This is a genomic window from Sulfitobacter sp. M85, assembly GCF_029285915.1.
Classification (GTDB): Bacteria; Pseudomonadota; Alphaproteobacteria; order Rhodobacterales; family Rhodobacteraceae; genus Sulfitobacter; species Sulfitobacter faviae.
The window spans coordinates 406492-432494 of record NZ_JABECQ010000002.1 but is presented as its reverse complement, the minus strand read 5'-3'; the positions used below and the strand labels follow the sequence as shown (position 1 = coordinate 432494).

The window sequence follows — 26003 nt, the reverse complement described above, 5'->3', positions numbered from 1 at the left end:
TTTTGCCCCCGGGCGAACCGCTTTGTGACATGCCCACCGCCCATTCAGGTGATGTATGAACAACTGGCTTCGCAAAAATCCTCAGGTCCGCACCATTCGTGTGGCCGCTGCCGACCTCAATGGCCAAGCGCGGGGCAAGCGCATCCCCTCGCGCTTTGCCGATAAGGTCACGACCGAAGGCACCCGCTTTCCCGTCTCGGTGCTGAACCTCGACATCTGGGGCGAGGATATCGACGACAGCCCGCTGGTGTTTGAAACGGGCGATGCGGATGGCGTACTGAAACCGACCGAACGGGGCTTCATGCCGATGCCATGGCTCGACGCGCCCTCGGCCCTGTTGCCCATCTGGATGTTCCGCGAAGATGGCCGCCCCTATCCCGGCGATCCGCGCCATGCGCTGCGCGCGGTGCTGGATCGCTACAAGGCGCGCGGGCTGACGCCGGTCTGCGCCGTTGAGCTGGAATTCTTCCTGATCGACGATTCGGGCCGCAACCTTCAGGTGCCCGTCTCCCCCCGGTCGGGCAAGCGGCGCAAGGCGGCCGAAACCATGTCGATCCGCGCGCTCGACCAGTTCGATCTGTTCTTCACCGATCTTTATGACGCCTGCGAAGAGATGGACATCCCCGCCGACACCGCCATTTCCGAGGCGGGTCTGGGTCAGTTCGAGATCAACCTCATGCATTGCGATGACGCCCTGCGCGCCGCCGATGACGCATGGCTGTTCAAGATGCTGGTTAAGGGTCTGGCACGGCGGCACGGCTTTGCCGCAAGCTTTATGGCGAAACCTTACGAGGATTACTCCGGCTCCGGCCTGCACACGCATTTCTCGGTATTGGATGAGAAGGGCGACAACATCTTCGACGATGGCGGGCCGAAAGGGACCGACACATTGCGCCATGCAGTGGCGGGCTGCATGAACGCGATGCAGGGCTCGGCGCTGGTCTTCTGCCCGCATGCCAATAGCTTTGACCGGATGGTGCCAGAATCCCACGCGCCTACCGGGGTTTGCTGGGCCTATGAGAACCGCACCGCCGCGATCCGCATCCCCTCGGGCAGCCACAAGGCGCGGCGCATCGAACACCGCGTCTCGGGCGGGGATGTGAACCCCTATCTGATGCTCGCCGCCGTGTTGGGTGCCGCGCTCAACGGGATCGAAGACGCGCTTGAGCCGCCCGCCCCGATCACCGGCAACGCCTATGCCGCCGAATTGCCGCGCATGCCGAGCGATTGGAAAACCGCCATCGACCTGTTTGAAAGCTGCCCCCATGTCGCGCGCATCTTCGCCCCCGAGATGATCCGCAACTTCGTGCTGACCAAACGCCAAGAATTGCATTACATGCAGGAATTGACCCCAGAGGAACAGGTCGAGATCTATCTCGACACTGTGTAACAGGTGACACATGAAAATCGGCATTCTGCAAACCGGCCACTCCCCCGATGACTTTCGCGAACAGCTCGGCGACTATGGGGAGATGTTCACCAAACTGCTGGATGGTCACGGGTTTGACTTTCAAATCTGGTCGGTCGTCGATGGCATCCTGCCCGACAGCGTGACAGAGGCCGACGGCTGGCTGATCACCGGATCGAAACACGGCGCCTATGAGGATCACGATTGGATCCCGCCGCTGGAGGAGTTCATCCGCCAGACCTATGCCGATGGCCGCCCCCTGATCGGCGTTTGTTTCGGGCATCAGATCATCGCCCAAGCGCTTGGCGGCAAGGTTGAGAAGTTTACCAACGGCTGGTCCATTGGTCGCACTGAATACGATATGGACGGTGACAAACTGGCGCTGAATGCATGGCATCAGGACCAGATTGTGGAACTGCCCGAAGGGGCCCGCGTCGTTGCCTCGTCGGACTTTTGCGCCTATGCGGCGCTGGCCTATGACGACCGCATCTGGACAGTGCAGCCACATCCCGAATTCGGCCATGACTTCATCGACGGCTTGATCAAAACCCGTGGCAAGGGCGTGGTGCCCGAGCATCTGCTGGAGCAGGCCACCGCCGCCTTGGGCGGCCCCATCGACAACCAAAAAATCGCGGACCAAATGGCCGCATTCTTTAAAGACAACAGGAAAGAGAGGGCCTGATGGCCGAGGATTGGACAGAAGCACTACCCGAAGCGGCGCGCGCCTATCTTGAGGGCCGGCGTCTGGACGAAGTGGAATGTATCATCCCCGACCTGCCCGGCATCGCCCGGGGCAAGGCCGTCCCGGCGTCGAAATTCGCGCGGCAAGAATATTTCCACCTGCCCGACAGCATCTTCTACCAGACCATCACCGGCGAATGGGGCGAAGCGGCGGGCGATGACGGTTTCATCGAAAAAGACATGATCCTGCGCCCGGATATGGACACGGCCACCGCCGCACCTTGGACCGGGGACTGGACGCTTCAGGTCATCCACGACGCCTATGACCGCAACGACAAGCCGGTGGCCTATTCGCCGCGCAATGTGCTCAAACGCGTGGTGCAACTTTACCGCGACAAGGGGTGGGAGCCGGTCGTGGCCCCCGAGATGGAATTTTTCCTCGTGGCCCGCAACATCGACCCGGCCAAGGAAATCCTGCCGATGATGGGCCGCTCGGGCCGCCCGGCGGCGGCGCGTCAGGCCTATTCGATGACGGCGGTGGATGAATTCGGCCCCGTGATCGACGACATCTACGACTTTGCCGAGGCGCAGGGTTTCGAGATCGACGGCATCACCCAAGAGGGCGGCGCGGGCCAGCTTGAGATCAACTTGCAACATGGGGATCCGGTGCGGCTGGCCGATGAGGTGTTCTATTTCAAACGGCTGATCCGCGAAGCGGCGATGCGGCATGAGTGCTACGCCACCTTCATGGCCAAGCCCATCGCTGATGAGCCGGGCAGCGCCATGCATATCCACCATTCGGTGCTGGACGTGAAAACCGGCGAGAACATCTTTGTCGATGCCGAAGGGGAAGAGACCGCCCCCTTCCGCCATTTCATCGCCGGTTTGCAAAACCACATGCCAAGCGCGCTCGCCGTGATCGCACCCTACGTCAATTCCTACCGCCGCTACGTCAAGGATCACGCCGCGCCGATCAACCTTGAATGGGGCCGCGACAACCGCACCACGGGCATTCGCGTGCCGCTCTCGGGGCCCAAGTCGCGCCGGGTGGAAAACCGTCTCGCCGGGATGGACTGCAATCCCTACCTCGGCATCGCCGCGAGCCTCGCCTGCGGCTATCTGGGGCTAATCCAGCAGAAAGACCCGCTGCCCGAATTCAAAGGCGATGCCTATGTCGGCGAAGGGGATATTCCGCAGGTTCTGGGCCAAGCGCTTGATCTCTTTGAAGAAGCGACGGAATTGCACGAGGCGTTGGGCCCCGATTTCGCCCGCGTCTACTCCATCGTCAAACGGGCGGAATATGAGGAGTTCCTACAGGTCATCTCGCCTTGGGAACGTGAACATCTGCTGATGAACGTCTGAAGCCCGGAGGCCCGATGAACCTGCTCTACGCCAATGACACGCCCGGCCAGTACCCTACCAGCTGGTACGCCGCCACCGCCACGAAACATGCGGCCTACCCGCCGCTTCAGGGCGATACCAAGGCCGATGTCTGTGTCGTTGGCGGCGGCTACACCGGGCTTTCCGCCGCTCTGCATCTGGCCGAGGCGGGCTATGACGTGGTGCTTTTGGACGCGCAACGCGTCGGCTTTGGCGCCTCGGGCCGCAATGGCGGACAATTGGGCTCGGGCCAACGGGTCGAGCAAGATGGGCTCGAAAAGATGCTGGGCGAAGACCATGCCGCCAAGCTGTGGCAGATGGGCGAAGAGGCGAAGGAACTGGTCAAATCCCTCATCGCGAAACATGAGATCGATTGCCACCTGAAGCCCGGCGTGGCCTGGACCGGCTCCACCACATCTGACGTGCGGCATCTGCATGATTATGCAGAGCATCTGCAAAAGCGCTATGGCTATGATGAGATCGAAGTGTTGGATCACGCCGCGCTGCAATCGGTCTGCCCCTCGCCCGACTACAAGGGCGGCGTGCTCGACATGGGGGCCGCGCATTTGCACCCCTTGAACTACGCCCTCGGCCTTGCCCGCGCCGCTGCCGCCGCAGGTGTGCGCATTCATGAGACAAGCCCCGCCGAGAACATCGTCGAGGGCAGCAAGGCGCTGGTGCAAACCGCCACCGGCAGCGTCAGCGCCGATCATGTGGTGCTGGCTTGCAATGGCTATCTGGGCAAACTGAACGGTGACGTGGCCGCCAGGGTCATGCCGATCAACAATTTCATCGCCGCGACCGAACCTTTGGGCGACCGCGTGAACGATGTGCTGCCCCGCGACGTGGCCGTGGCCGACAGCCGGTTTGTGGTGAACTACTTCCGGCTGTCCCACGACGGGCGGCTGCTTTTCGGTGGCGGCGAAAGCTATGGCTATCGCTTCCCGCAGGACATCGCCGCCAAGGTGCGCAAACCGATGTCGCAGGTCTTCCCGCAGTTGAAGGACGTCAAGATCGACTACGCTTGGGGCGGCACCCTTGGCATCACGATGAAGCGCCTGCCCTATGTGGCCCGACTCGCGCCGAACATCTTCTCGGCCTCGGGCTATTCTGGTCACGGGGTTGGTACGGCGTCCCATGCGGGCTATCTGATGGCCAAGGCGATCGAAGGCGATGCCGCGGGTTTCGACACGATGGCCGCAATCCCGACACAGGCCTTCCCCGGTGGCGCCTCTCTGCGCAGCCCGCTTTTGGTGCTTGCGATGCTTTGGTATGCGACGCGGGATCGGTTGGGGCTGTGATTTTGCTCTGAGCGGTGTTGCGGGTTGGCTGGTTGGTGGAGTGCGGGGGCGCTGCCCCCATCGCGCCTTAGGCGCGATTCCCCCGAGGGTATTTAGGAAAGGATGAAGGGGAAGAGGGGGTGGCCTGTTGTGGGGGCATCCCCCTTGGTTTGCGCGGGCGTTTGTTTTACTATTCTGGAAATAATTATTCAGGATTTTGAAATATGGCTTTGCCCGACATGCACTGTGCCGAACCGATCCCTGCCGAAGCGGAAGCCGCCATTGCGGAGCTTTTGCAAAGTGGCGATCTTTTTCGCTATACTGCGGCTAAGGACGCGCCTGTTTCCCTGTTGGAGGTCGAATTTGCGCAGATGATGGGCAGTGAATATGCGCTGGCCGTGTCCTCCTGCTCGGCCGCGCTGTTTCTGTCCTTGCTTGCTTTGGACTTGCCGGATGGGGCGCCGGTGTTGATCCCGGGTTTCACCTTTGCTGCCGTGCCTTCTGCAGTGATCCACGCAGGCTGCAAGCCGGTGCTTTGTGAGGTGGGCGAGAATTACCGTGTGGATTTGGAGGATTTCGCCGCCAAACTGCCGAGCGTTCGGGGGGTGATCATCAGCCATATGCGGGGGCATACTTCGGATATGGATGCGATCATGGGGCTTTGCGAGGCCGCTGGCGTGCCGGTGATCGAAGACGCGGCCCATTCGCTGGGCACGCTTTGGCGGGGGCGGAAAATCGGGACGATTGGCAAGATCGGCTGTTTTTCCTTCCAGTCCTACAAGATGATTAACGCAGGCGAAGGCGGCATCCTGATCACCGATGACGCCGATCTGGTGGCGCGGGCGATCATCATGTCGGGCGCTTATGAGCATAATTGGAAGAAACACGCGGCCCTGCAAGACAGTTTTGCCAAATGGCAGAACCGGCTGCCGCTGTACAATCTGCGCATGTCCAACCTCTCGGCTGCGATCATCCGGCCGCAATTGCCGCATTTGCCGCGCCGGGTGGCCGATGGGCTGCGCAATCACGATCACATGGCGGCGCGGCTGGCGGCCTCCCCCTTGATCGAGGTGCCGAGCCCCCTGCCCGGTGAGACCCGCGCGCCGGATTCGATCCAGTTCAATCTGGTGGGCCTCTCTGATGCCAGCATCTGCGCTTTCGCGGCGGCGGCGGAGGCGGTGGGGGTGAAGGTGCAGGTCTTTGGCCAAAGCACCGACAACGCCCGCGCCTTTTGGAACTGGCAATTCATCGAAGACCTGCCCGAGCTGCCGCGCACCCGCGCCATGCTGATGCGGGCCTGCGACGTGCGGCTGCCGGTACAATTGACGCTGGAGGAGATCGACGCCGTGGCGGATGTGATTTTGGGCGCGCTGAGGGATGTGGCCGAGGCGCAGGCGGCCTGAGGCGGGCGCGCGACGCCCGCTTCTTCTGGGGTTAGTTCAGCTTTGACAGTTTATCCTGCAATTCTGCCAACTGCTTTTTGATCGCGTCCAGATCGTCGCCCTGTTCGGCCTGTTGTTTGGGCGGCTCTGGCGTGGTTGATTTGGCCCAGCCACCGGTCATCGCCTTCATAAAGGCTTCTTGCTGCGCCTGCATCGCTTCCATGCCCGGCATCTTGGCCATCGGGTTCATCGCGCTCATGTTTTCGATCGCCTTGGACTGGCCATCGCGCAGCATGTCGAAGGAGGCTTGCAAGAACTGCGGCACCACCGAGACATTGCCTGACATATAGCTGCGCACCAGATCGGTCAGCACATCGACCGGCAAGACGGCCTCGCCCCGGCTTTCGTGTTCGGCGATGATTTGCAACAGATATTGCCGTGTCAGGTCATCGCCGGACTTCAGATCGACGATCTGAACCTCGCGGCCATCGCGGATGAAACCGGCGATATCTTCCAGCGTGACATAATCGCTTGTTTCGGTGTTGTAGAGCCTGCGGCTGGCGTAGCGTTTTATCAGCAAGGGCTTCGGTTTGTCCGCCATGATGTTACTCCCGACCAATGGTGCTGCATCGCAGCTTAGGACAGGGATTGGCAAATAGAAAGAGCGCATGACAAAAGGGCAGGCCCGTCTGGACCTGCCCTTTCTTTAAGCATTCCTTGGCGCTGGAGAGCCCAGCGTCAAATTTACTTCACTGTCGCTTTTTTGGCGGCAGCCTGTGCGGTGGCCACGCCTTCGGTGGTGGCGGCTTTGGCGTCGCTTTGCAGGTCTTTACCAGCCGACATCATCAGCTCGACGGTGTCCATCTGAACCTTTTTCGCGATCTCGGCGAAGGCAGCCATATGCTCGGCCGCGGATTCGGCGGAGGCGGAGGCGAAATCGGTCATCGCTTTGGCATAGTCTGTGGGCTCGGCTTTGACCTTGGTCATCTCGGTCAGGCGGGCCAGCGTCTCTTTGGTCCAAGCGGTGGAGATGTCGGCGGATTTTTCAGCCGCGTCGAAGGCAACGCCGGAGAGTTTTTCGTTCAGGGTGGCGGTGTTTTTGAATGCGTCTTGCATGGCGGCGTTATCCACCGGGAAAGCGCCCAGAACGTCTTTGAACATCGCGGTCATGTCAGGTGTCTTGGTCATGTCTCAATCCTTTTAATGCTACTGTGGCAAGGGAGCGGGGAGACCCGTCCGTTTCGCGTCTGACCACAACATAGATGCCGCAGCGCAGCATTTCAAGGTTTTTTCTGCATTGCAGCATGAGCCCGAAGGGTGTTTGGATTACCCAAGGTAATCAGTCGTTTGCCTTGCGGGTCACATAGCTGCCCGGGGCATCGGCGAGAATTTCCCGGCCATCGTCGCCGGGAAACCGTGCGGGAATCATTGCCCCTGCCCGTTTGGTGAGCCACTTGCCCCACCGTGGCCACCATGACCCTTCGTGAAAGGCGGCGGCCTCGCGCCATGCGGCGTAGTCCTGCGTGAGATCGCCGTTCACATAGTGGCCGTATTTCTTCCGATTGGGTGGATTGACGATGCCCGCGATATGGCCCGATTGCGCCATGATGAAGGTCTTGTCCTTCGACCCCATCTGCTGCACCCCGCGGTAGCAGTCTTTCCACGGCGCGATGTGATCCGTCTCACAGGCCACGGCGCAGAGCGGCACCTCGATATCATCCAGCGTCAGCCGCTCTCCGAGCAGTTTGAAACCGCCCTCGGCCAATTCGTTTCGCTGGCAGAGACCGCGCAGGTATTGCATTGCCATCTGCCCCGGCAGATTGGCCCCGTCGCCGTTCCAATAGAGCAGGTCAAAGGCCGGGGGCGTCTCGCCCATCATGTAGCTGCGCACGGCGGGGCCATAGACCAGATCGTTGGAGCGCAGGAATGAGAAGGTGCGCGCCATGACGACCGAGGGCAGAATGCCCTTATCCGCCGTCTCGGCCTCGATTCCGTCGATGAAGTCATTGGTGAGGAAGGGCTGAAACTCCCCCTGATCCGAAAAATCGGTGAGCGCGGTGAAGAAGGTGGCGGATTTGATCGAGCTATCGCCACGTTTTTTCAACAGCGACAGGGTCAGCGCCAGCGTGGTGCCGGCGATGCAATAGCCCACCACGTTGAGGCGCTTTTCCTGAGTGATCGCCTTCACCTCTTCAATCGCGGCGAGGTAGCCCTCTTCGACGTAATCCTCCATGCCGATTTGGGCATAGCTGGCATCGGGGTTCACCCATGAGACGATGAACAGCGTGTGCCCCTGATCGACCAGCCATTTGACGAGGCTGTTCTGCGCCTTGAGGTCGAGAATGTAGAACTTGTTGATCCACGGCGGGAAGATCAGCAGCGGGGTTTTATGGACCTCTTCGGTGCTGGGGGTGTATTGGATCAACTCGAACATGCGGTTGCGAAACACCACCTTGCCCGGCGTGGTGGCGATGTTGCGGCCCAGCTCAAAAGCGCTGTCATCCGCCAGTTTCACGACCAACTCGCCATTGTTGGCCTCCAGATCCGCGATCAGGTTTTCTAGACCTTTCACGAGGCTCTCGCCCTCGGTCTCAACCGCGCGTTCCAGCACGTCGGGATTGGTGGCGAGGAAGTTGGTCGGGGACATCATCGCGATGATCTGCTGGCTGAAATAGACCAGCCGCTTTTTCTCGGCCGGGTCCATGTCTTGGGCATCTTCGACCGCTTGGCGCAGCGCCTCGGCGTTGATCAGATACTGCTGTTTGATGAAGTTGAAATAGGGATGCGTCTGCCACAGCGGATTGACGAAACGTTTGTCGGTCGGCGCGTCCTTTTCAACCGGGGCCAAACCGCCCTTGGCCAGCGCCTGCTGCGCCTCGACGAAATGGGCGACCGATTTGGTCCAATAGCCCATCTGATGCTCCATCAAACGGGCCGGATTGGTCATCGCTTCGGCCCAGTAAGACTGTGCCGCCTTGGCGAAAAGCTGTTGGTTCGGACCGTCGAGCGCGGGCTGATGGCCCTCGCGCTGCGCCATCACACGGGTCAGGCGCTGGCTTAATTCTTCAACCTTTTTCAAGTTTTGCGCCATACGAGACAGGGCTGGAGGCTCGGCAATCTCGGGATTTTCGGATTCTGTTGTCATCTTAACCCTTACCTCCTATCTTCGCAGGTGCAGCATAAAGGAGCCCCCACATGCGCTATATGGCCACCTACGACATGATGGAGTCCATCCGGAACACCAATCAATGGCTCGGCGCTTCTGCGCTTGCTATGGCATCCTACCCGGCTTTCTCTCTGTTTCCAAACCCTGCGATGGAATGGCTCGCCGCTTGGGGTGAGGTGACGGAACGGACCTTTGCCCGCATGGTCGTCAAACCCGATTGGGACATCCCGCCGGTGGTCGGCCCCAAGGGGCAGGACTGTCTGGTCAGCATCGAGCCGGTGATGGAACGGCCCTTTGGCGATTTGCTGAAATTCTCGGTCCAAGGCCGCGAAGAGACGGGCCGCAAGGTTCTTTTGGTCGCGCCAATGTCGGGTCATTACGCCACGCTGCTCCGTTCCACTGTGATCTCCCTGCTGCCTGATTGCGACGTCTATGTGACGGACTGGCACAATGCGCGTGATATTCCAGTTAGTGCGGGCAAGTTCGACATCGAGGATTATACGCTCTACCTCGTTGATTTCATGCATCACCTTGGGCCGGACACCCATGTGATCGCGGTCTGCCAGCCTGCGCCGCTGACGCTGGCCGCCACCGCCTATCTGGCCGAGGAAGCGCCCGAAGCGCAGCCGCGCACGCTGACGCTGATCGGCGGGCCGATTGATCCCGATGCCGCGCCCACGGATGTGACCGATTTCGGGCATAGCGTGACCATGGGTCAGCTTGAGCAGATGATGATCCAACAGGTCGGCTTCAAATACGCGGGCGTGGGGCGCAAGGTCTATCCGGGGCTGTTGCAGCTTACCTCTTTCATCTCGATGAACAATGACACCCACCGCGATGCCTTTGCCAATCAGATCACCCGCGTGGCACAAAAGACGGCGCATGAGCATGACAAGCACAATAAGTTCTACGACGAATACCTTGCCGTGATGGACATGCCGGCGGAGTTCTACCTCTCGACCGTGCAACGCATTTTCAAAGAGCGCGAGATCGCGCGCAACGTCTTCACCGTGGCGGGCCGTCAGGTCGACATCGGCAAGATCACCACCGTCGCCGTCAAAACGGTCGAGGGCAGCAAGGACGACATTTCGGCCCCCGGCCAGTGCATCGCCGCTCTTGATCTGCTGACTGGACTGCCGGATGCCAAGAAGGCCAGCCATCTTGAGCAGGGCGCGGGCCATTACGGGATCTTCGCGGGCAAAAGCTGGCGCAACAACATCCGGCCCTTGGTGCTCGACTTTATCGACGCGAACAACGGCACGCCCGCGCCACAAAACCCCGAGCCGCAGAAGCCTGCGCCTCAGAAATCCGAGACCAAGAAGACCGGTAAACCGGCAGCGGCCTGACCCGCTGCCCTATTGCAGTACCAGAGGTTGATGTAGCCAGTCGCGCAGCGCGGCTGTGGTCGCCTCTGGCTGCTCTAGGCTGGGCAGATGGCCCGCGTCTTCGAGCACCGTCAGCTTGGCATAGGGGATCATCTCGGCCATGAAGGCATGGCGTTTGACCGGGCAGAGCGTGTCATGCTCCCCACAAAGCACCAGCGCGGGCACCTTGCACTTGCGCAGCACCGCCTGTTGATCGCGCCGCCGTTGCAGGGCGCGGGATTGGCGGACGAAGACATCGCCGCCCAGCGTCTCGGCCATCTCCATCGCGCGGGTCAGCACCTCCCCCCGCCCCTTGCCGGGGGCGAGGAAACCATTGGCCATCCGCGCCTGCATCGCCTCCCCCAGCTTGCCCGACTGCGCCATGATGATCTGCGGTTCACGGTCCGCGGCAATGGCGGGCAGTTCGGCCAGCACATGGGTCGCCAGCAGGGCGATGCGGCTGATCCGGTCGGGCGCGCGGCGCAGCAGTTCCAGCGCCACCACACCGCCCATGCCCTGCCCCACCAGCGCGAAACGCGGCGGCAGTTGATCCAACAGGCCCGAGGCGATCTCTTCGATCCGTTCGCCTTGGGTGATCGGGGCCAGCACCACGGTCCCGCGCGGCGAGAGCGCTTGAATCTGCGGCGTGAAGACACGCGCGTCGCACATCATGCCGGGCAGCAGAACGATCGGCTCAGCCATTGGCCAGGCTCCGGTGCGGTATGCGGTTGAAATGACGTGGTTTCATGCCGTCCCCCTTGGGTTTGGCAGTCTCTTAGCATGGGCGGTTTCGGGGGACAGCGGGGCGCAGGCGCGTCGGCGGTTCCATGCCCGCGCCCTTGGTCACTCCGTGTCGCCGGAGACCGCGTTGATCGCCTCGACGATCATCGCCAGACAGCCCGCGTCCGAGAAACGGTGATCGGCATCCTTGACCAGCGTCAGTTGCATGTCGGGGCTTTGCGCATGCTCCAACAGCCGCACCGCCGTGGCCGTGCTGACGGCGGTGTCCGCCGTGCCCTGCAACAGCCGCACCGGGAACGGCAGGTTCAGCGGATCGCGCAGCACCAACCGCTGGCGCCCGTCCTCGATCATCCGGCGGGTGATGACATAGGGCTCCATATAGTCCGACGGCAACTCGACCTGCCCGACCTCTTCCAAGGTCTGTTTTTGCGCCTCGGTAAAATTCGCCCAATAGCCATCCTCGGTGAAATCGGGGGCCGCGGCGATACCGACCAGCCCGGCGACCCGCTCAGGCAGATGCCGCGCCAAGAGCAGCGCCTGCCAGCCGCCCATGGAGGAGCCGACGACGATCAGCTGCCCCTCGGTCAGCGCCGCGACCGCGGCCAGCGTGTCTTCGTGCCAATCGCCGATGCACCCTTCGGTAAATAGGCCCGACGATTCCCCATGGCCCGAATAGTCGAAGCGCAGAAAGGCGCGCCCCTCGGCCCGCGCCCAGTCTTCGAGATAGACCGCCTTGGTCCCCATCATGTCGGACTTCAGCCCGCCCAGAAACATCACGCAGGGCCCCGCCCCTTCGGTCTTGTGATAGGCGATACGCCGCCCTTGCGGCGTGTCGATGTATTTGCTGTCTGCCATGCTGCCTCCGTCTTTTGTCCAATCATGAGCATCGCGGCGGATGAGGGCAAGTCAGTCCTCGGACAGATGCTCAACCTCCGGCAGCCAATGGGCCAACACGGCGGCGGCCAGCGCCATGACGGTAAATAGGATCAGCGTCGCCTGCGCCCCGATCAGCGCGGCCCCGCCGCCCAGCACGCCCGCCAGCAGCAAGAGCAGCCCGATCACCGTATTGCTCACCGCCGCATAGGCGGCGCGCTGGTCTTTCGGGGCCATGTCGACCAGATAGGTCGACCGCCCCTGCCGCACGCCGTGATAGGCGATCATCAGGATGAAGAGCACGGCAGGCATCGCCCAGACCGCCTGCGCCAGATTAAGGAACCACAGCCCCACCGCCAGCGCCATCGACACTGCGCCAACGACACCGGTCAGCATCAGCACACGGCGGCTCGACATATCCGACAGGCGCCCCCAGACGTAGGAGCTGACCAAAGACGCCAGCGCCGAGGCCAGCACCAAGGCGCCCAATTGCCCCGACTGCCCGCTCTCTGACGAACCGGCAAGCACCACCAAATAGGGCGGCGCCAGCGCGGTAGAGACCAAGAGCCCGCGCACCAGAATGAAAAGCCACAGATCGCGGTTGCCGCGCAGCAGTTTAAAATCCACGCCATCGGCCTCTTCGGTCTCGCTCGGCGTTTCCATGATCGTCGAAAACAACAGCGCCGCGCCGATCCACAGGGCCGCCGCCAGCGCGATGGCTGCCACGACGACACCCCGACTTTGAAACAGCCCCGACATCAAAAGCCCGGCGAAAATCACCACCCCGACGGAGGAGACCGACCCCGCCAAACCGGTCACCGATCCGCGCCGGGTCTTGCCCACGGTCTTGCCCAGAATTTCCTTGAACGACACCGAACAGGCCGCGCGGCAAACGCCGAGCAACGCCAGCGCGGCGCAGACCGCATAGCCCGCCGTGGCCCCCTCAAGGCTCAGCGCAGCAAGGGCGATCAGCCCCGCCGCCACCCCCTGCCCGACCGAGCCCCAGACCCAAGCCCATTTTCGCCGCGCCATGCGCTGCACCACGCCCGCCAGCGCGATCTGCGGCAAAAGCGACCCGGCCTCGCGGATCGGCACCAAGGCGCCCGCGAAAACCGCAGGCGCGCCAAGAGCGCTCAACAGCCACGCCAAGACCAATTTCGGGTCGATCAGACCATCGGCCACTTTGGTCATCGACAGCGACACGATATGGCGCAGTCCGTTGCGCGCCTCGGCCCGCTGCGCCTTGTCGTCCAACCCCGGTGCCGGGTCGTCCGCCCCCGAAATCGTCTCGAATGCGCGCTGCGCCGTGTCGTCTTGCATCTGACCGATCCTCATTGTTGCCCGCCTGACATAGCGCGCCATCGCCCTGCCGCAACTTTCCCGAAGCGGCCCCGCTTGCATTGACAAGCCGCGCCTGCCCCGCCACATAGGCCCAACACATAACCCGCAACCGGGCGTCTCGTAGGCGCCAAACCGACGAGGAGCGCCCCTGATGGCCCAAATCTCCCTCACCCTTCCCGATGGCAACAGCCGGCAGTACGACGCCGGGATCACCGCTGGTGAAGTGGCTGCCGACATCTCTAAATCGCTCGGCAAAAAGGCCATCAGCGCCACCGTGAACGGCGCGCATTACGATCTGGCATGGCCGATCGAGAGTGACGCCAGCATCGCCATCCACACCATGGCCGACGAAGAACAGGCCAACGAGCTGGTGCGCCACGACCTTGCCCACATCATGGCCCGCGCCGTGCAGGAAATCTGGCCCGACACCAAGGTCACCATTGGCCCGGTGATCAAGGATGGCTGGTATTACGACTTTGACCGGGAAGAGCCCTTCACCCCTGAGGATCTCGGCCTCATCGAGAAAAAGATGAAGGAGATCATCAACAAGCGCGACCCCGTCCGCACCGAGGTCTGGGACCGCGCCCGCGCGATCAAACATTACGAGGACCTGAACGAGCCCTATAAGGTCGAGCTGATTGAGGCGATCCCCGGCGACGAGCCCTTGCGGATGTATTGGCATGGCGATTGGCAGGATCTCTGCCGTGGTCCGCACCTGCAACACACTGGCCAAGTGCCGGGCGATGCCTTCAAGCTGATGTCCATCGCCGGCGCCTATTGGCGCGGGGACAGCAGCCGCGCCATGTTGCAGCGCATCTACGGCGTGGCCTTCACCGGCAAGGAGAAACTGCGCGCCCATCTCAACATGCTGGAGGAGGCCGCCAAGCGCGACCACCGCAAGCTGGGCAAGGAAATGGGCCTGTTCCACATGCAGGAAGAGGCGCCCGGTCAAGTCTTCTGGCACCCCAACGGCTGGCGCATCTACACCACACTGCAGGATTACATGCGCCGCATGCAGGACCGCGACGGCTATGTCGAGGTCAACACTCCGCAGGTCGTTGACCGCAAGCTGTGGGAAAAATCCGGCCACTGGGACAAGTATCAGGAAAATATGTTCATCGTCGAAGTGGACGAGGACCATGCCCGCGAAAAGGCGGTGAATGCGCTGAAGCCGATGAACTGCCCCTGCCACGTGCAAGTGTTCAATCAGGGTCTGAAATCCTACCGCGACCTGCCGCTCCGGATGGCCGAGTTCGGCTCCTGCGCGCGTTATGAGCCGTCGGGCGCGTTGCACGGCATCATGCGGGTGCGCGGCTTTACCCAAGACGACGGCCATATCTTCTGCGCCGAGGATCAGATCACCTCGGAAACAGCGAAGTTCATCGCCTTCCTGTCCAAAGTCTATGCCGACCTCGGCTTCCATAACTGGACCATCAAACTCTCCACCCGCCCCGAAAAGCGGATCGGCTCGGACGAGACATGGGACCATATGGAACAGGCGCTTGGCGATGCCTGCAAGGCCGCGGGCTATGACTTCGAGGTGCTGGAGGGCGAAGGCGCTTTCTATGGCCCGAAGCTCGAATTCACCCTGACCGACGCCATCGGGCGCAACTGGCAATGCGGCACCCTGCAAGTCGACGCGAACCTGCCTGAGCGGCTGGAGGCGAGCTTCATCGGGCAGGACGGCAACAAGCACCGCCCCGTGATGCTGCACCGCGCCACCTTGGGCAGCTTCGAGCGCTTCATCGGCATCCTGATCGAGGAACACGCCGGCAAGCTGCCCTTCTGGATCGCGCCGAGGCAGGTCGTTGTGGCCTCCATCACGTCCGAGGCTGATGACTATGTGGCAGAGGTCGTGGAGACATTGCGCGCCGCCGGCGTCCGCGCCGAGGCGGACATGCGCAACGAGAAGATCAACTACAAGGTCCGCGAGCATTCGCTGGGCAAGGTGCCGGTGATCCTCGCCGTAGGGGCGCGTGAAGTCGAAGAGCGCACCGTTTCCGTGCGTCGTCTGGGGCAGAAGCAGACCTCGGTGCAGCCGCTGGATGCGCTCACCGCCGAGCTGGCGCAGGACGCAACCCCGCCTGACCTGCGCTAACGCGCTGTAACAAAACTGCGCTCCGGCGGGCTTGCGGGCAATATGCCCCCTGCCTGCCGGAGCGTTTTTGTAACAAACCCTTCCTTCCTACGCGGGATAATTACAACTTTCGCCGGTTTTTCGCGTATATTCTGACAGGACTGTGACACACTCGCTCGTGACTGGCTTGTGAGCGAACGGGCTGCTCTAGTAAGCCTGTCAACACCATCAGGAAGGAAACGACAATGTCCAACACACTCAAAACAGCCGCCATCGCAGGGGCCGTCGCCGCCGCACTCGGCAGCCACGCCACCACCGCAACTGCCGCCTCACAAGAGAAATGCTATGGCGTATCGCTGGCCGGTGAGAACGACTGCGCCGCGGGCCCCGGCACGACCTGTGCCGGCACATCCGTGACCGATTACCAAGGCAACGCATGGACCCTCGTCGATGAAGGCACCTGCGCCGAGATCGACCTGCCCGACATGACAGACGGGACCGAGCGGACCGGCTCTCTGGAACCGCTCGACCGCGACCTGCCCGCTTGATCAAAGCGGTCCGGGCGGCACCCGCCCGGACCCTGCCCCGCCCCATGCCGGAGGCCGATATGCGCGACGATACCCCCCCTCTCACCACGCTGCCCAATGCCCCCGGGGTCGGATATAAATCCCGGCATCTCGATGGTTTGATGGCCGATCCCGGCCCGGTTCGTTGGATCGAAGTGCATGCCGAGAACTACATGGGCGACGGTGGCCGCCCCCATGCGCAGCTGCGCGCCTTGCAAGAACGTTTCGCCCTGTCGGTTCATGGCGTCGGCCTGTCGATCGGCGGCGAAGGCCCCCTCGACACAGACCATCTCGCGCGGCTCAAGGCCCTCTGTGACCGAACCCAGCCTGCGTCCTTCTCCGAACATCTGGCGTGGTCGACCCATGGGATGGAATATCTCAACGACCTCCTCCCCCTGCCCTATACCGAAGAAACGCTGACCCGCGTCGCCGCGCATATCAATCAGGTGCAAGAGGTCTTGGGGCGGCAAATGCTGCTTGAAAACCCCTCAAGCTACCTCGCATTCGAAGAATCTGACTTGTCCGAAACCGACTTTTTAGCAGAGATCATCGCACGAACCTCCTGCGGGCTCTTGCTGGATGTCAACAATGTCTTCATTTCAGCCACCAACCTCGGGCTATCGCCGCAGGGCTACATCGACGCCTTCCCGACAGACCATGTGGGGGAGATCCATGTGGGCGGCCATGACGACGACACCGACGATCACGGCGCGCCACTGTTGATCGACAGCCATGGCAAAGAGGTCGTCGATCCGGTCTGGGACTTGCTCAGCTACACGCTGGCCCAAACCGGTCCAAAGCCGGTACTGGTCGAGTGGGACAATGACGTGCCCGACTGGCCCGTCCTCCGGGCCGAAGCCAATCGCGCCGCCGAGGTTCTGGCGTGACCGACCAGCACAGTTTTCGCGCGGCGCTGCTCGATCCCGCACGCCCCGCCCCCGCGGGGCTGCGCGATGGCAAGGGGCAACCGGCGGGCGCGCGCTATGGCGTCTATCGCAACAATGTCACCCATTCCCTGATCGCGGCTCTCGAAGTGGCCTTTCCGCTGGTGCGCAAGCTGATCGGTGCCCGCAATTTTGCCGAACTCGCGCCGCTCTATGTCCGGGCGCATCCACCGAAATCGCCGATGATGATGCATTATGGCGCGGATTTCCCGGGGTTCATCGCAGGTTTCGCGCCACTGGCGAAAATCGGCTATCTCGCCGATGCCGCAAGGCTCGACCTCGCGCTGCGGTCCTCCTACCACGCCGCCGACGCGGCACCGCTGGATCCGCAGATCTTCGAGGCGCTCCCTCCCGATGCGCTGATGGGGGCCAAGCTCACCCTCGCCCCCGCGACCCGCCTTCTGCGATCAGATTGGCCGCTTTTCGACATCTGGCGCTATAATTTCACCGATAACGCGCCCAAGCCGCGTAACGTGGCGCAGGACGTGGTAATCACCCGCCCCGCTTATGATCCCGCCCCGCATCTGGCGCCGCCCGGCGCGGCGCAATGGTTCGGTCACCTTGCCGAGGGGCGGACCTTCGGGGCGGCCCATGAAGCCACAGTCAGTGCCGCACCTGAGTTCGACCTCGCCGCCGCCCTAGGCTTTGCCCTGAGCCACGGCGTCTTCAGCGCGATTTCCGTGGAGGAAAGCAAATGACCCGATTTCTGCCCCTTTACCGCACCGCCGCCGACCGACTGGAGCGTGCCGACTGGCTGCTTCCGACCCTCGCGCGTTTCCTCTTTGCCGCGGTGTTGCTGGTCTACTTCCTGAACGCCGGTCTAACCAAACTCGGCCCCGGCCCTTTGGGCATCTTCACCCCCTCCACCGGCGCCTACGCCCAGATCTTCCCCCGCGTTTTCGAGGCGGTCGGCTATGACAGCGACGCGCTTGGGCTGTTTCATTGGCTCGTCGTCGTCGCCGGAACGGTGGCGGAGTTCATCCTGCCCCTGCTCATCGTCATCGGGCTGCTGACCCGGCTGGCCGCGCTGGCAATGGTAGGCTTTGTCGTGGTGCAATCGCTGACCGATCTCTACGGCCACGGCAGCGCCCTCGGCGCGTGGTTCGACCGTTTCCCCGACGCCCATATTCTCGACCAGCGGGCGCTCTGGGTCTTCTTGCTTTTGGTGCTGGTCATCAAAGGGGCCGGCCCCCTGTCACTGGACCGGCTGATAGCAGGCCGCGGTTAAAGCATCGCTTGAACGTCAACTTCTATCTCTTTGTTCCAGCCCAGAAACAGCCGATCACCCACCGCAATCAGGGGGCGCTTCATCAGGGCCGGATGGGCTTTAATCAGGGCCAGCGGCTCTTCCTTGCGGGCCGCGTCATCCAGCCCGCGCCAGGTTGTCGAACGGGTGTTGAGCAAGGCCGCACCAAACTGCGCGTGGGCCTTTTCCAAGACCGCGGTGGGCACGCCCTCCTCCCGCACGTCGACCAATTGCGCCTCTGGCAGCGCCTTTTTCGCCTTACGACAGCTGTCACAATTTTTCAGCCCATAAATTAGCACATCCGTCTCCCTCAGCCTCGCGATCCCACGCCCAGTTGCGGTTCTCGCAGCTGATCGCTTGATTTTTTTCCAGTCCGCGCGATCTTTCTATTATGGCGGGTCGCAATTCAATCGCTTTCGCCATTCTGCTGGACGCAGAGACGCAAAGACAAAGGAGGCGCGGAGATTATGCCAACTGGCACCGTGAAATGGTTTAACACCACCAAAGGCTACGGGTTCATCGCCCCCGAAAGCGGCGGTAACGATGTATTTGTTCATATTTCGGCGGTCGAACGGTCTGGCCTGACCGGCTTGGCGGACGATCAAAAGGTCAGCTATGAACTGACCGAAGGCCGCGACGGACGGCAGATGGCCACCGACCTCGCGCTGCTCTAGCCACGATATTGCAAGAAAACACCCGGCGTCCCGCGCCGGGCGTTGCTTGAAAGATCAGTTATACGAACAGCCTTTGGCCCCAACCGGGCAAGGCACGCGGGCTGAACGGCGCGGTGTGACCACGCGGTGACGGCGCTGCACGGGGTGCGCCTTGACCTCAGCATAGGTCATGGTCTGGTTCGGCGTGCCACAACAGATCGCCCCGCCAAGGGTCACCGGTTGCAGCCCCGCCGGGCAGTAATTTGCGGAACTGGGATAGGCGTAGACCTTGGGCTCTGCCGAGACCTGACTGGCCAGCCCGGCTGAAAGCAGCCCTGCCGCCGCTGCGATAGCTGACATTACACGCATGATAACCCTCGTAATTATGTATAATATCAACGAAGATTGCCGGGGCGATTTCTTTTAGTCCAGTCTTTTATGGCAGGCTCGCTTTAGTTCAGCCGCGCCGGGAGCGTCGCATAGCCGTGAAAGCGGATGCGTCCGCCCCCCTGCCGAGCCGCGCCGATTTCATAATCCGGGTAGCGATTTAGGAAGCGTTGAAGCGCGATCTTCCCTTCCATCCGCGCCAAAGTCAGCCCCACGCAGACATGCGGGCCACCGGCAAAGGCCAGATGCCGATTGGGCTTGCGCCCGATATCGAATTTTGTCGGCTCCTCAAAGACTTCCGGGTCTCGGTTCGCAGCCCCGATACAAAGGTGCAGGTTGCTGCCCGCGGCGATCTCGACCCCGCCGATGGTGACCGGGCCCGTGGTTTCCCGGTTGCCGAATTGATTGGGCGAGCGGAAGCGCAGCACCTCTTCGATACAAGGCCCGATCAGAGCAGGCTCGGCCAGCAGCCGGGCCTTTTGGTCGGGATGGTCATGCAGCAGCGCAAGGGCGCTGCCGATCAGATTGGTCGTCGTCTCATGGCCCGCGTTCAGGATGAAAATACAGTTTTGGATCAACTCGATCTCGGTCAGCTGCCCCCCATCATCCCCCGCGATCAACCGGGTCAGCACATCGGTTTCAGGATCCCCCGGCGCGGCCCGGCGCCGCGCGATGAGGTCTTGCAGATAGGCTTTGAACTCCCGCACCGCGGTATGGCCTGCGTCGAGCGCCGCATCGCTCAAGGTTGGCTCCAGCGCGCCGAGGATCGCCAGCGACCAATCGCGAAGCGGGCCGCGCTCTTCCATCGGCACGTCCAGCAGGTTGCCGATGATCTGCACCGGGATACAACTGGCATAGTCCTCGATCAGGTCCGGCGTGGGGCTCAGCCCCTCAAGCAGTCGGTCCACCGTATCGATCAACCCTGGCTCCATCCGCGCCAGCGCCTTGGGCGTAAGGGCCGAGGTCATGATCCGCCGCACGCGGGTGTGCAGCGGCGGGTCATTGAAAACGAGGCTGGTGGTGTGATGTTCGAACAAGGGGCTGCCGGGGCCGAATTTCGGGGCAAAAGCGAGTTTCTTGTCCGAGATATAAAGCGTGGTGTCGCGGTAGATCGCGTTCAGATCCGCATGGCGGCAGATCAGGACCGAGCCGTCAGGCTGGCGCAGCACCGGGGCGTCGCGCAGAAGGCGGTCGTAATGGGGGAACGGGTTCTCGACAAACCCTTCGGGCGGGGCGGATAGATCAAACATGGCCCGCAGTGATGCCCGCCGCGCGGCCTATGTCAATGGCCGGTCAGCAGCGGCGCAACCACTCCCGCGCGATGGCACGCGGACCCGATGTGCGCAGGCAAAGGTTGCCCAATTCGATCCATTCGTCGGGGTCGAATTGGGGAAAGAACGCATCGGCGCCGTCGATTTCCACATCCACTTCGGTCACCAAAAGCCGGTCCGCGAGGGGCAAAAGCGTACGGTAGATGCCTTCGCCGCCGATGCCGTAGACCCGGCGATAGCCCTCTGCTGCGCAATAGCCCAAAGCGGCTTGCGGGTCGCGCGCCACTTGGATGCCCTCGACCTCGCTGCTAGAGACAACGCAATTCAACCGGTTTTTCAGTGGCTTGAAGGGCAGGCTCTCCCACGTTCGGCGCCCCATGATGATGGCCCCGCCGGTGGTTTCACGCTGAAAGAATTTCAGGTCTTCGGGCAGTGACCAAGGGATATCCCCGTCTTTGCCAATGGCGCCGTTGCGGGCGCGGGCGACAATCAGGCTCAGCATCAGACGGCCACCGGCGCTTTGATCGCAGGGTCGGGATAATAGCCCTCAAAGGTGAAATCCTCATAGCGGAAATCAAAGATCGAACTGACCTCGCGGTTGATCCGCAGTTTCGGCAGCGGCTTGGGCGTCCGCGCAAGCTGGGTTTTCACCTGCTCCAGATGGTTGGAATAGATATGCGCGTCACCCATGGAATGCACGAAATCACCCGGCGCATAGCCAGTGACATGGGCCAGCATTTCCAAGAGCAGCGCGTAGGAGGCGATGTTGAACGGTTTTCCGGTTAGGTCATTTTTATGCGAAAACGTTATTATGTCGCCTCGGTTGGCGGCTCTTTCTATCAGGGCCATAGTTTCAATCTCCGTTCGTCTGTTCCAATACGTTCGATGACGCTGGAAGGGTATGATATTGTCGCGCACGGAGAACGAGAAAGAGGCCCGATGCGGCGAAGCCCTTATATAGCGCAGCCGCATCGGGCCTCTTTCTCGTTCTCCGTGCGCCTCGCCTTTTTGGGCTGTAGGCCTCTTTAAGAGACATAGAGCAAATATTTCTCTCAGATGCCAGAACGCCAGCAATTAAGCGGCAGTCCCATTGCCAAGGCTGAGCATGTTGCCAAAGGCATCCTCGGCGCTTCTGACTACGCTCAACGTCCTCAGTTTCTGAGGCTTAGCCAAGGCACGACGTGTGTAGCTCAGAACCACTATAAGCATTTGGTCGGTTTCATAGCCGATGTGTTATCCTACACCTTAGCAGCAAAAGGCTTGAGTATGTCTAAGGATAGCAACTTCCTCCAGAAAGCGCTCCATCGCGCGCATCCGCAGCTCGCGGGGCACCAAGCCAAAAATTCCCGTAAGCGTGAGATCGCTATCAAATTGCGCGCTCTGCGCGATAAAAGAGGAATGAGCCAGGAGGAAATTGCAGCGGCAGCAGGTATGACCCAATCAGTGATTGCAAGGCTGGAATCACTGTCCGGGTCAATCCCAAGTCTTGGGTCCATTGAGCGCTACGTGGATGCGTGTAATGGCGATTTGGCGCTACTTATCTTAGACAGGAAACTCGACAAACAAGATACGCTCAATGATGCTTTCGTGAGAGCCCGCGGGCGCGTCAGTTCGGATATCGACCTTGATGGTGAGTAGCGCCTGCCACCGAGCAACTCCTCGACAAAGGGGTAAGCGAGGAAGATAGGCGCGCAATCAACATTATTTGACCGCCCGCAATCTACTGTTGCGCCACGTCAGTCACTGACACGATGAACCCATGTAGGACTTCCTTCGATGTCCATAGCCGCTTCTCCTGTTCAGTCCATCGCCCGCAAACTCGTGAATAGCTCGTCGTCAACATCTTCGATATTCATGGCCTGGCCTGAGCCGAAGTGTTGGAAGCTCTTCGAGACGTGGGACACATCCTTGACTTAGCAGATGGCGGCGCTCCAGAACATCGCGGCGCTCTCCCGCGCAGAGTAATTTTTGACGGCAACACCTTGCAACATCAGCAGCGGTCCGAGAATTTACCCGGACCCGCAAATTCCATCCTCAAAAACTTGGACCACCTAAAGAATATCCCGCGCGCCTGCGAACGCTGGCTTTGGCTCGGCATTCCCCATTACATACCGGCAATATTGAGCCGATACATACCAGCCGAACGAGCCAGTCCGCGCTGCTGGCAATATCGGCTGGTGGCAGAATTGTGGTTGGAGATACTGCTCGAGAGGCGCGTGAGTTTCGCGGCGCGAAATTTTCCGCAGATGCCCCGGCAGAACATATTTTTCTTCGCAGGCAGCGGCGAGATCAATAGCGTTCGCGGTCGGTTCATTCCGGAACCTCATGATACCCGTCACTTTCGCCGCGCGCCGCTGAATAGTTGCGTTCAGGATCGCTCAGGGCCCGGGGACCACCTTTCGAGCGAGGATAGGGGTTCGCTCCGATCCTGGTTTTTTCGTTCTGATGAGAAAGACCAATCTCCTAAACAACAAAGAGGAGAAACAACGTGAACGCCACACAACAACTTGACCTTATCGACCAGACCTTAGCCGGTCCCTACGGAGCACTACCTCTCACAGACTACCTTCGCCGGAACGGGAACCGCTGGGTGGGAAGCGCTCAACCGCCCGAAATGAAGGAGGGGCTCCAAAAACAGTGTTTTCGTAATGCTTGGCAACTACGCTTGTCCCATGGGTTTCCTTACTGTGAAGGCTATGGATGGGATATCAAGTTGGGTGCACTCCCTTTCTCGCACGCGTGGAACCTCTGCCCAAAGACCGGGCGTGTCATCGACGCGACTTGGAATATCGGAAGCCGCGCGATCTACCTCGGAATCCAACTATCGCCGAAGCAACTAATGAATATTATTGATTTAACCGAGCGTTTCGGGGTGCTGCAAAATGGCCGAGAGGAAGACCTTAAACTCGTCGAGCATGTCTTGGCATCGCGGCCAATAACAGCTGAGTAGGCTACTTTCGGTCGATCAGAACGTGCGAGAGAGCGGACCAAGTGCGACAGACCCTCGCTTGTCGGCCGCCTGTCGCTACCGGCACACAACGGACATTGATCGTTCTCCTAAGCAAAGTCCCAAGATGACGCGAACTAACCGAAAACATAGCACATTAAAGTGCCAGCCTATGTTCCCGTTTGGATCGCATTCATTGCAGAAATCTAATCTCAAAAACCGCCCCTGGGCAATTGTCCGACACAATCATCTCAGCGCCATGCAAGTCGCAGATCGCTTTAACGAGAGCCAGCCCAAGACCATTTCCAGGACTGTTTCGACTTTTCTCGCCCCTAAAGAACCGTCGGAAAATACGTTCTCTGTCCGCGCATTCAATTCCCGGCCCATTGTCGGAAATGCGCAATGTCGGATTGGCAAGGCTCATGTCACCCGAGACCGAAACCATAGTTCCCTCAGGGCAATGTTTGATCGCGTTCTCAACGAGGTTCGACAGCAATTGCGTAATTAGATTGCTGTCTCCAAAAACCTCAAGCTGTTCGTCTGGCACCTTTGAGGTTAACCTAATGCCAGCATCTTCGGCGGCAGGCTCGAAGACCTCCGTGACATTAACTATGACGCCACACAGGTCGACCCAAGCAAACCTTTCGCGACGGTCACTCCCCTCAATCTGAGCGATGCGCAAGAGGGCGTTAAACGTCGATATGATTTCTTCTGTTTGCTCAAGACTGGTAGAAATGTCATCTGGGCGTATAGCCTGACTGTCTCGCAGTTTTTCTAATCTTTGTCTGAGATGCTGAAGCGGCGTGCGCATATCATGGGCAATATCGTTTGAGATTTGCTCCTGGCTTTCGAGCAGGCGCGTAATCTGGCCAAGCATGCTGTTTATTTCAGCAGACAACCGCGATAGGTCATCGCGCGGGTTGCTGCTGATCGGAATACGTGATGCGAGGTTGCCCGATGAAACTTCGGAGAGGGTATTTGATATCGCTGCGATACGTCGCTCAGTGATGCGACCGATCCAGACACCGGCAATTAGACCGATTGTCACGACTGCCAGATACCCCACCACCAAAGCTATGCCGAGAGCTTCAAGAATTTCTAAAACGAGATGGTCGCCAGTTCCTTGTATCAACAAATAAGGTCCAATTTCATCCACGCGCAGCCAATAGCCTGAGACCTCGTCATGGATGTCCCCCGCAAGTGGCAATTCCTCCGCCGGAACAAAATCGGGCAATGGAATCTCCAAGGTCGATGCCAGGTTCCCGGACATGATTACGCCGTCGACGTTCAAGAGTTGATAAACCCGGGCATTCTCGAAACTCACTTCAGCGAGGGCGTCGACGCGTTCGAACAGCGCCTCTTTACCGCTCGCCTCAAAAGTTTTGGCGAGCGTGCCCGCATCGCTGCGCATTTGATCGAGGACCCAATCTTGAACTTCATATTGCGTGAACCAATAAGCCAATGCGAAGACGAACGCAGAAAGCACCGAATAGAGAAACGAGTATTGCAATGACAGCCGTATGGATGTCCGCAACGCTGAAGGACCTGTGGGCATGGGGTTATCCATGAAGACTGTATCCGGCGCCGCGAACGGTATGGATTAGTGGCTGCGCAAAAGGCTTGTCGATCTTGTTGCGCAGACGGCTGATATGCGTTTCGACAACATTGGTGTTTGGATCAAAGTGAAAACCCCAAACGGCTTCAAGCAGCATCGTTCGGGTTACAACCCGGTCTGCATTTTTCATCAGATAGCTAAGCAAGCGAAATTCGCGCGGCTGCACGGCGATCTCTTGGCCCGATCTACAGACAGTATGGCGCATCAGGTCGATCTCGAGGTCGGCGACCCGAAGTCGCGTTTCTTCAGTCTGCATCGGAGGACGGCGTGCAAGTGCAGTCAGGCGTGCGGAAAGTTCAGAAAACGCAAATGGCTTTACAAGATAGTCGTCCGCTCCGGCCTCCAATCCATCAACACGGTCGTTCAAACCACTAAGTGCGCTTAGGAATAGGATCGGCGTCGGAACATTCGCACCGCGCACTGACTTGACAAGGGTCAACCCATCCAAGCCGGGCAGCATTCGGTCGACTATGATCACGTCAAAGTCATCGTCCAGAGCGTCGAGGAATCCCTGTTTGCCATCAGACGCATGTTTCGTCACATGACCGAGCGCCTTGAGGCTGTCGCAGATATACTCCGCCGTCTCACCATCATCTTCTATGACCAGCACCCGCATCTGCACCCCAGCTCCATATGGTGTTAAGAAAATAGCCTGCTTTGCCGCTTTGCACCATCGCTGTA

At 60.5% G+C, this 26003-nt stretch carries 26 protein-coding genes and 1 pseudogene; 14 read left to right on the top strand and 13 right to left on the bottom strand.

The window, feature by feature from the left end:
- Positions 1-55 precede the first annotated feature (55 nt).
- The 5 genes from HKX24_RS05950 (at position 56) to HKX24_RS05930 (ending at position 6152) form a co-directional block, all read left to right on the top strand.
- A complete protein-coding gene (locus HKX24_RS05950; RefSeq protein ID WP_067260995.1) occupies positions 56-1390 on the top strand; it encodes a glutamine synthetase family protein in 1335 nt (444 codons plus the stop codon).
- Between the two features lie 10 nt (positions 1391-1400).
- Positions 1401-2090: a type 1 glutamine amidotransferase gene (locus tag HKX24_RS05945; RefSeq protein ID WP_271693280.1), complete on the top strand. Its 690-nt coding sequence runs from the start codon at positions 1401-1403 to the stop codon at positions 2088-2090.
- Positions 2090-3451, top strand: a complete 1362-nt coding sequence (locus HKX24_RS05940) for a glutamine synthetase family protein (protein WP_067260991.1) — start codon at positions 2090-2092, stop codon at positions 3449-3451. Before HKX24_RS05945 ends, HKX24_RS05940 begins: the two co-directional genes overlap by 1 nt.
- A gap of 14 nt (positions 3452-3465) precedes the next feature.
- Entirely contained in the window at positions 3466-4770 is a 1305-nt protein-coding gene (locus tag HKX24_RS05935; RefSeq protein WP_271693279.1) for an FAD-binding oxidoreductase, read from the top strand.
- A 203-nt stretch (positions 4771-4973) separates the two neighbouring features.
- The gene (locus HKX24_RS05930; RefSeq protein ID WP_271693278.1) at positions 4974-6152 is read left to right on the top strand and encodes an aminotransferase class I/II-fold pyridoxal phosphate-dependent enzyme; all 1179 of its coding nucleotides are present in this window, start codon (positions 4974-4976) and stop codon (positions 6150-6152) included.
- Positions 6153-6183: 31 nt separating this feature from the next.
- On the opposite strand, the gene phaR is transcribed toward HKX24_RS05930, so the two are convergent.
- From phaR to phaC, 3 genes are all read right to left on the bottom strand, one after another.
- Positions 6184-6732 (bottom strand): polyhydroxyalkanoate synthesis repressor PhaR, encoded by a 549-nt coding sequence (gene phaR / locus HKX24_RS05925; RefSeq protein WP_271687875.1) that lies wholly within the window; start codon positions 6730-6732, stop codon positions 6184-6186.
- A gap of 143 nt (positions 6733-6875) precedes the next feature.
- Complete coding sequence (locus HKX24_RS05920) at positions 6876-7319, bottom strand: phasin family protein (RefSeq protein WP_067260985.1); 444 nt, start codon at positions 7317-7319, stop codon at positions 6876-6878.
- Positions 7320-7470: 151 nt separating this feature from the next.
- On the bottom strand, positions 7471-9276 hold the full coding sequence (gene phaC, locus HKX24_RS05915; RefSeq protein WP_271693277.1) for a class I poly(R)-hydroxyalkanoic acid synthase: 1806 nt from the start codon (positions 9274-9276) through the stop codon (positions 7471-7473).
- A gap of 50 nt (positions 9277-9326) precedes the next feature.
- On the opposite strand from phaC, the gene phaZ reads away from it, so the two are divergent.
- Positions 9327-10643: a polyhydroxyalkanoate depolymerase gene (gene phaZ / locus HKX24_RS05910; protein WP_271693276.1), complete on the top strand. Its 1317-nt coding sequence runs from the start codon at positions 9327-9329 to the stop codon at positions 10641-10643.
- A 9-nt stretch (positions 10644-10652) separates the two neighbouring features.
- Here phaZ and HKX24_RS05905 read toward each other — a convergent pair whose 3' ends face one another.
- From HKX24_RS05905 to HKX24_RS05895, 3 genes are all read right to left on the bottom strand, one after another.
- Complete coding sequence (locus tag HKX24_RS05905) at positions 10653-11363, bottom strand: alpha/beta hydrolase (protein WP_271693275.1); 711 nt, start codon at positions 11361-11363, stop codon at positions 10653-10655.
- Positions 11364-11504: 141 nt separating this feature from the next.
- Positions 11505-12257 carry an alpha/beta hydrolase gene (locus tag HKX24_RS05900; RefSeq protein WP_271693274.1) on the bottom strand — a complete coding sequence of 251 codons (753 nt, stop codon included), beginning with the start codon at positions 12255-12257 and terminating at the stop codon, positions 11505-11507.
- Between the two features lie 51 nt (positions 12258-12308).
- The gene (locus HKX24_RS05895; protein WP_276153876.1) at positions 12309-13595 is read right to left on the bottom strand and encodes an MFS transporter; all 1287 of its coding nucleotides are present in this window, start codon (positions 13593-13595) and stop codon (positions 12309-12311) included.
- A gap of 172 nt (positions 13596-13767) precedes the next feature.
- Between HKX24_RS05895 and thrS the strand changes: the two genes are divergently transcribed.
- The 5 genes from thrS to HKX24_RS05870 all read left to right on the top strand — a co-directional run bounded on the left by thrS (position 13768) and on the right by HKX24_RS05870 (position 18431).
- Complete coding sequence (gene thrS / locus HKX24_RS05890; protein WP_271693272.1) at positions 13768-15714, top strand: threonine--tRNA ligase; 1947 nt, start codon at positions 13768-13770, stop codon at positions 15712-15714.
- Positions 15715-15938: 224 nt separating this feature from the next.
- On the top strand, positions 15939-16241 hold the full coding sequence (locus HKX24_RS05885; protein WP_271693271.1) for a DUF2282 domain-containing protein: 303 nt from the start codon (positions 15939-15941) through the stop codon (positions 16239-16241).
- A gap of 59 nt (positions 16242-16300) precedes the next feature.
- Positions 16301-17146 (top strand): DUF692 domain-containing protein, encoded by an 846-nt coding sequence (locus tag HKX24_RS05880; RefSeq protein ID WP_271693270.1) that lies wholly within the window; start codon positions 16301-16303, stop codon positions 17144-17146.
- Positions 17143-17901 (top strand): DNA-binding domain-containing protein, encoded by a 759-nt coding sequence (locus HKX24_RS05875; protein WP_271693269.1) that lies wholly within the window; start codon positions 17143-17145, stop codon positions 17899-17901. Before HKX24_RS05880 ends, HKX24_RS05875 begins: the two co-directional genes overlap by 4 nt.
- Positions 17898-18431 (top strand): DoxX family membrane protein, encoded by a 534-nt coding sequence (locus HKX24_RS05870; protein ID WP_271693268.1) that lies wholly within the window; start codon positions 17898-17900, stop codon positions 18429-18431. Before HKX24_RS05875 ends, HKX24_RS05870 begins: the two co-directional genes overlap by 4 nt.
- On the opposite strand, the gene HKX24_RS05865 is transcribed toward HKX24_RS05870, so the two are convergent.
- The gene (locus HKX24_RS05865) at positions 18428-18748 is read right to left on the bottom strand and encodes an ArsC/Spx/MgsR family protein (protein WP_271693267.1); all 321 of its coding nucleotides are present in this window, start codon (positions 18746-18748) and stop codon (positions 18428-18430) included. The two genes, HKX24_RS05870 and HKX24_RS05865, sit on opposite strands and share 4 nt — an antisense overlap.
- A 168-nt stretch (positions 18749-18916) precedes the next feature.
- Here HKX24_RS05865 and HKX24_RS05860 point away from each other — a divergent pair, with 168 nt between their 5' ends.
- Complete coding sequence (locus tag HKX24_RS05860; RefSeq protein ID WP_067262111.1) at positions 18917-19123, top strand: cold-shock protein; 207 nt, start codon at positions 18917-18919, stop codon at positions 19121-19123.
- A gap of 54 nt (positions 19124-19177) precedes the next feature.
- Here the strand turns inward: HKX24_RS05860 and HKX24_RS05855 are convergent, their stop codons facing one another.
- From HKX24_RS05855 to thyA, 4 genes and pseudogenes are all read right to left on the bottom strand, one after another.
- The gene (locus HKX24_RS05855; RefSeq protein WP_271693266.1) at positions 19178-19462 is read right to left on the bottom strand and encodes a hypothetical protein; all 285 of its coding nucleotides are present in this window, start codon (positions 19460-19462) and stop codon (positions 19178-19180) included.
- Between the two features lie 92 nt (positions 19463-19554).
- The gene (locus tag HKX24_RS05850) at positions 19555-20739 is read right to left on the bottom strand and encodes a cytochrome P450 (RefSeq protein ID WP_271693265.1); all 1185 of its coding nucleotides are present in this window, start codon (positions 20737-20739) and stop codon (positions 19555-19557) included.
- Between the two features lie 43 nt (positions 20740-20782).
- Positions 20783-21262, bottom strand: a complete 480-nt coding sequence (locus HKX24_RS05845; RefSeq protein ID WP_271693264.1) for a dihydrofolate reductase — start codon at positions 21260-21262, stop codon at positions 20783-20785.
- Positions 21262-21534, bottom strand: a pseudogene (gene thyA / locus HKX24_RS05840) (thymidylate synthase); the annotation flags it as partial. The gene HKX24_RS05845 and the pseudogene thyA, both read right to left, overlap by 1 nt.
- A 282-nt stretch (positions 21535-21816) precedes the next feature.
- Between thyA and HKX24_RS05835 the strand changes: the two are divergent.
- Entirely contained in the window at positions 21817-22398 is a 582-nt protein-coding gene (locus HKX24_RS05835) for a helix-turn-helix transcriptional regulator (protein WP_276153875.1), read from the top strand.
- 850 nt (positions 22399-23248) lie between these two features.
- Entirely contained in the window at positions 23249-23710 is a 462-nt protein-coding gene (locus tag HKX24_RS05830; protein ID WP_276153874.1) for a hypothetical protein, read from the top strand.
- A gap of 190 nt (positions 23711-23900) precedes the next feature.
- Here the strand turns inward: HKX24_RS05830 and HKX24_RS05825 are convergent, their stop codons facing one another.
- Together HKX24_RS05825 and HKX24_RS05820 are read right to left on the bottom strand one after the other, a co-directional pair.
- On the bottom strand, positions 23901-25274 hold the full coding sequence (locus tag HKX24_RS05825) for an ATP-binding protein (RefSeq protein WP_276153873.1): 1374 nt from the start codon (positions 25272-25274) through the stop codon (positions 23901-23903).
- Positions 25267-25938: a response regulator transcription factor gene (locus HKX24_RS05820; RefSeq protein ID WP_276153872.1), complete on the bottom strand. Its 672-nt coding sequence runs from the start codon at positions 25936-25938 to the stop codon at positions 25267-25269. Before HKX24_RS05820 ends, HKX24_RS05825 begins: the two co-directional genes overlap by 8 nt.
- Between the last annotated feature and the right edge of the window lie 65 nt (positions 25939-26003).

Bases quoted from the DNA above. Each gene is read 5' to 3' on its own strand.
- HKX24_RS05870 (WP_271693268.1), top strand. From the start codon at position 17,898: ATGACCCGATTTCTGCCCCTTTACCGCACCGCCGCCGACCGACTGGAG.
- HKX24_RS05900 (WP_271693274.1), bottom strand. From the start codon at position 12,257: ATGGCAGACAGCAAATACATCGACACGCCGCAAGGGCGGCGTATCGCC.
- HKX24_RS05895 (WP_276153876.1), bottom strand. From the start codon at position 13,595: ATGCAAGACGACACGGCGCAGCGCGCATTCGAGACGATTTCGGGGGCG.
- HKX24_RS05845 (WP_271693264.1), bottom strand. From the start codon at position 21,262: ATGCTGAGCCTGATTGTCGCCCGCGCCCGCAACGGCGCCATTGGCAAA.
- thrS (WP_271693272.1), top strand. From the start codon at position 13,768: ATGGCCCAAATCTCCCTCACCCTTCCCGATGGCAACAGCCGGCAGTAC.
- HKX24_RS05850 (WP_271693265.1), bottom strand. From the start codon at position 20,739: ATGTTTGATCTATCCGCCCCGCCCGAAGGGTTTGTCGAGAACCCGTTC.
- HKX24_RS05860 (WP_067262111.1), top strand. From the start codon at position 18,917: ATGCCAACTGGCACCGTGAAATGGTTTAACACCACCAAAGGCTACGGG.
- phaC (WP_271693277.1), bottom strand. From the start codon at position 9,276: ATGACAACAGAATCCGAAAATCCCGAGATTGCCGAGCCTCCAGCCCTG.
- HKX24_RS05825 (WP_276153873.1), bottom strand. From the start codon at position 25,274: ATGGATAACCCCATGCCCACAGGTCCTTCAGCGTTGCGGACATCCATA.
- HKX24_RS05905 (WP_271693275.1), bottom strand. From the start codon at position 11,363: ATGGCTGAGCCGATCGTTCTGCTGCCCGGCATGATGTGCGACGCGCGT.
- HKX24_RS05920 (WP_067260985.1), bottom strand. From the start codon at position 7,319: ATGACCAAGACACCTGACATGACCGCGATGTTCAAAGACGTTCTGGGC.
- HKX24_RS05940 (WP_067260991.1), top strand. From the start codon at position 2,090: ATGGCCGAGGATTGGACAGAAGCACTACCCGAAGCGGCGCGCGCCTAT.
- HKX24_RS05950 (WP_067260995.1), top strand. From the start codon at position 56: ATGAACAACTGGCTTCGCAAAAATCCTCAGGTCCGCACCATTCGTGTG.
- HKX24_RS05880 (WP_271693270.1), top strand. From the start codon at position 16,301: ATGCGCGACGATACCCCCCCTCTCACCACGCTGCCCAATGCCCCCGGG.
- HKX24_RS05820 (WP_276153872.1), bottom strand. From the start codon at position 25,938: ATGCGGGTGCTGGTCATAGAAGATGATGGTGAGACGGCGGAGTATATC.
- HKX24_RS05835 (WP_276153875.1), top strand. From the start codon at position 21,817: ATGCCAGAACGCCAGCAATTAAGCGGCAGTCCCATTGCCAAGGCTGAG.
- phaR (WP_271687875.1), bottom strand. From the start codon at position 6,732: ATGGCGGACAAACCGAAGCCCTTGCTGATAAAACGCTACGCCAGCCGC.
- HKX24_RS05945 (WP_271693280.1), top strand. From the start codon at position 1,401: ATGAAAATCGGCATTCTGCAAACCGGCCACTCCCCCGATGACTTTCGC.
- HKX24_RS05930 (WP_271693278.1), top strand. From the start codon at position 4,974: ATGGCTTTGCCCGACATGCACTGTGCCGAACCGATCCCTGCCGAAGCG.
- HKX24_RS05885 (WP_271693271.1), top strand. From the start codon at position 15,939: ATGTCCAACACACTCAAAACAGCCGCCATCGCAGGGGCCGTCGCCGCC.
- HKX24_RS05935 (WP_271693279.1), top strand. From the start codon at position 3,466: ATGAACCTGCTCTACGCCAATGACACGCCCGGCCAGTACCCTACCAGC.
- HKX24_RS05855 (WP_271693266.1), bottom strand. From the start codon at position 19,462: ATGTCAGCTATCGCAGCGGCGGCAGGGCTGCTTTCAGCCGGGCTGGCC.
- phaZ (WP_271693276.1), top strand. From the start codon at position 9,327: ATGCGCTATATGGCCACCTACGACATGATGGAGTCCATCCGGAACACC.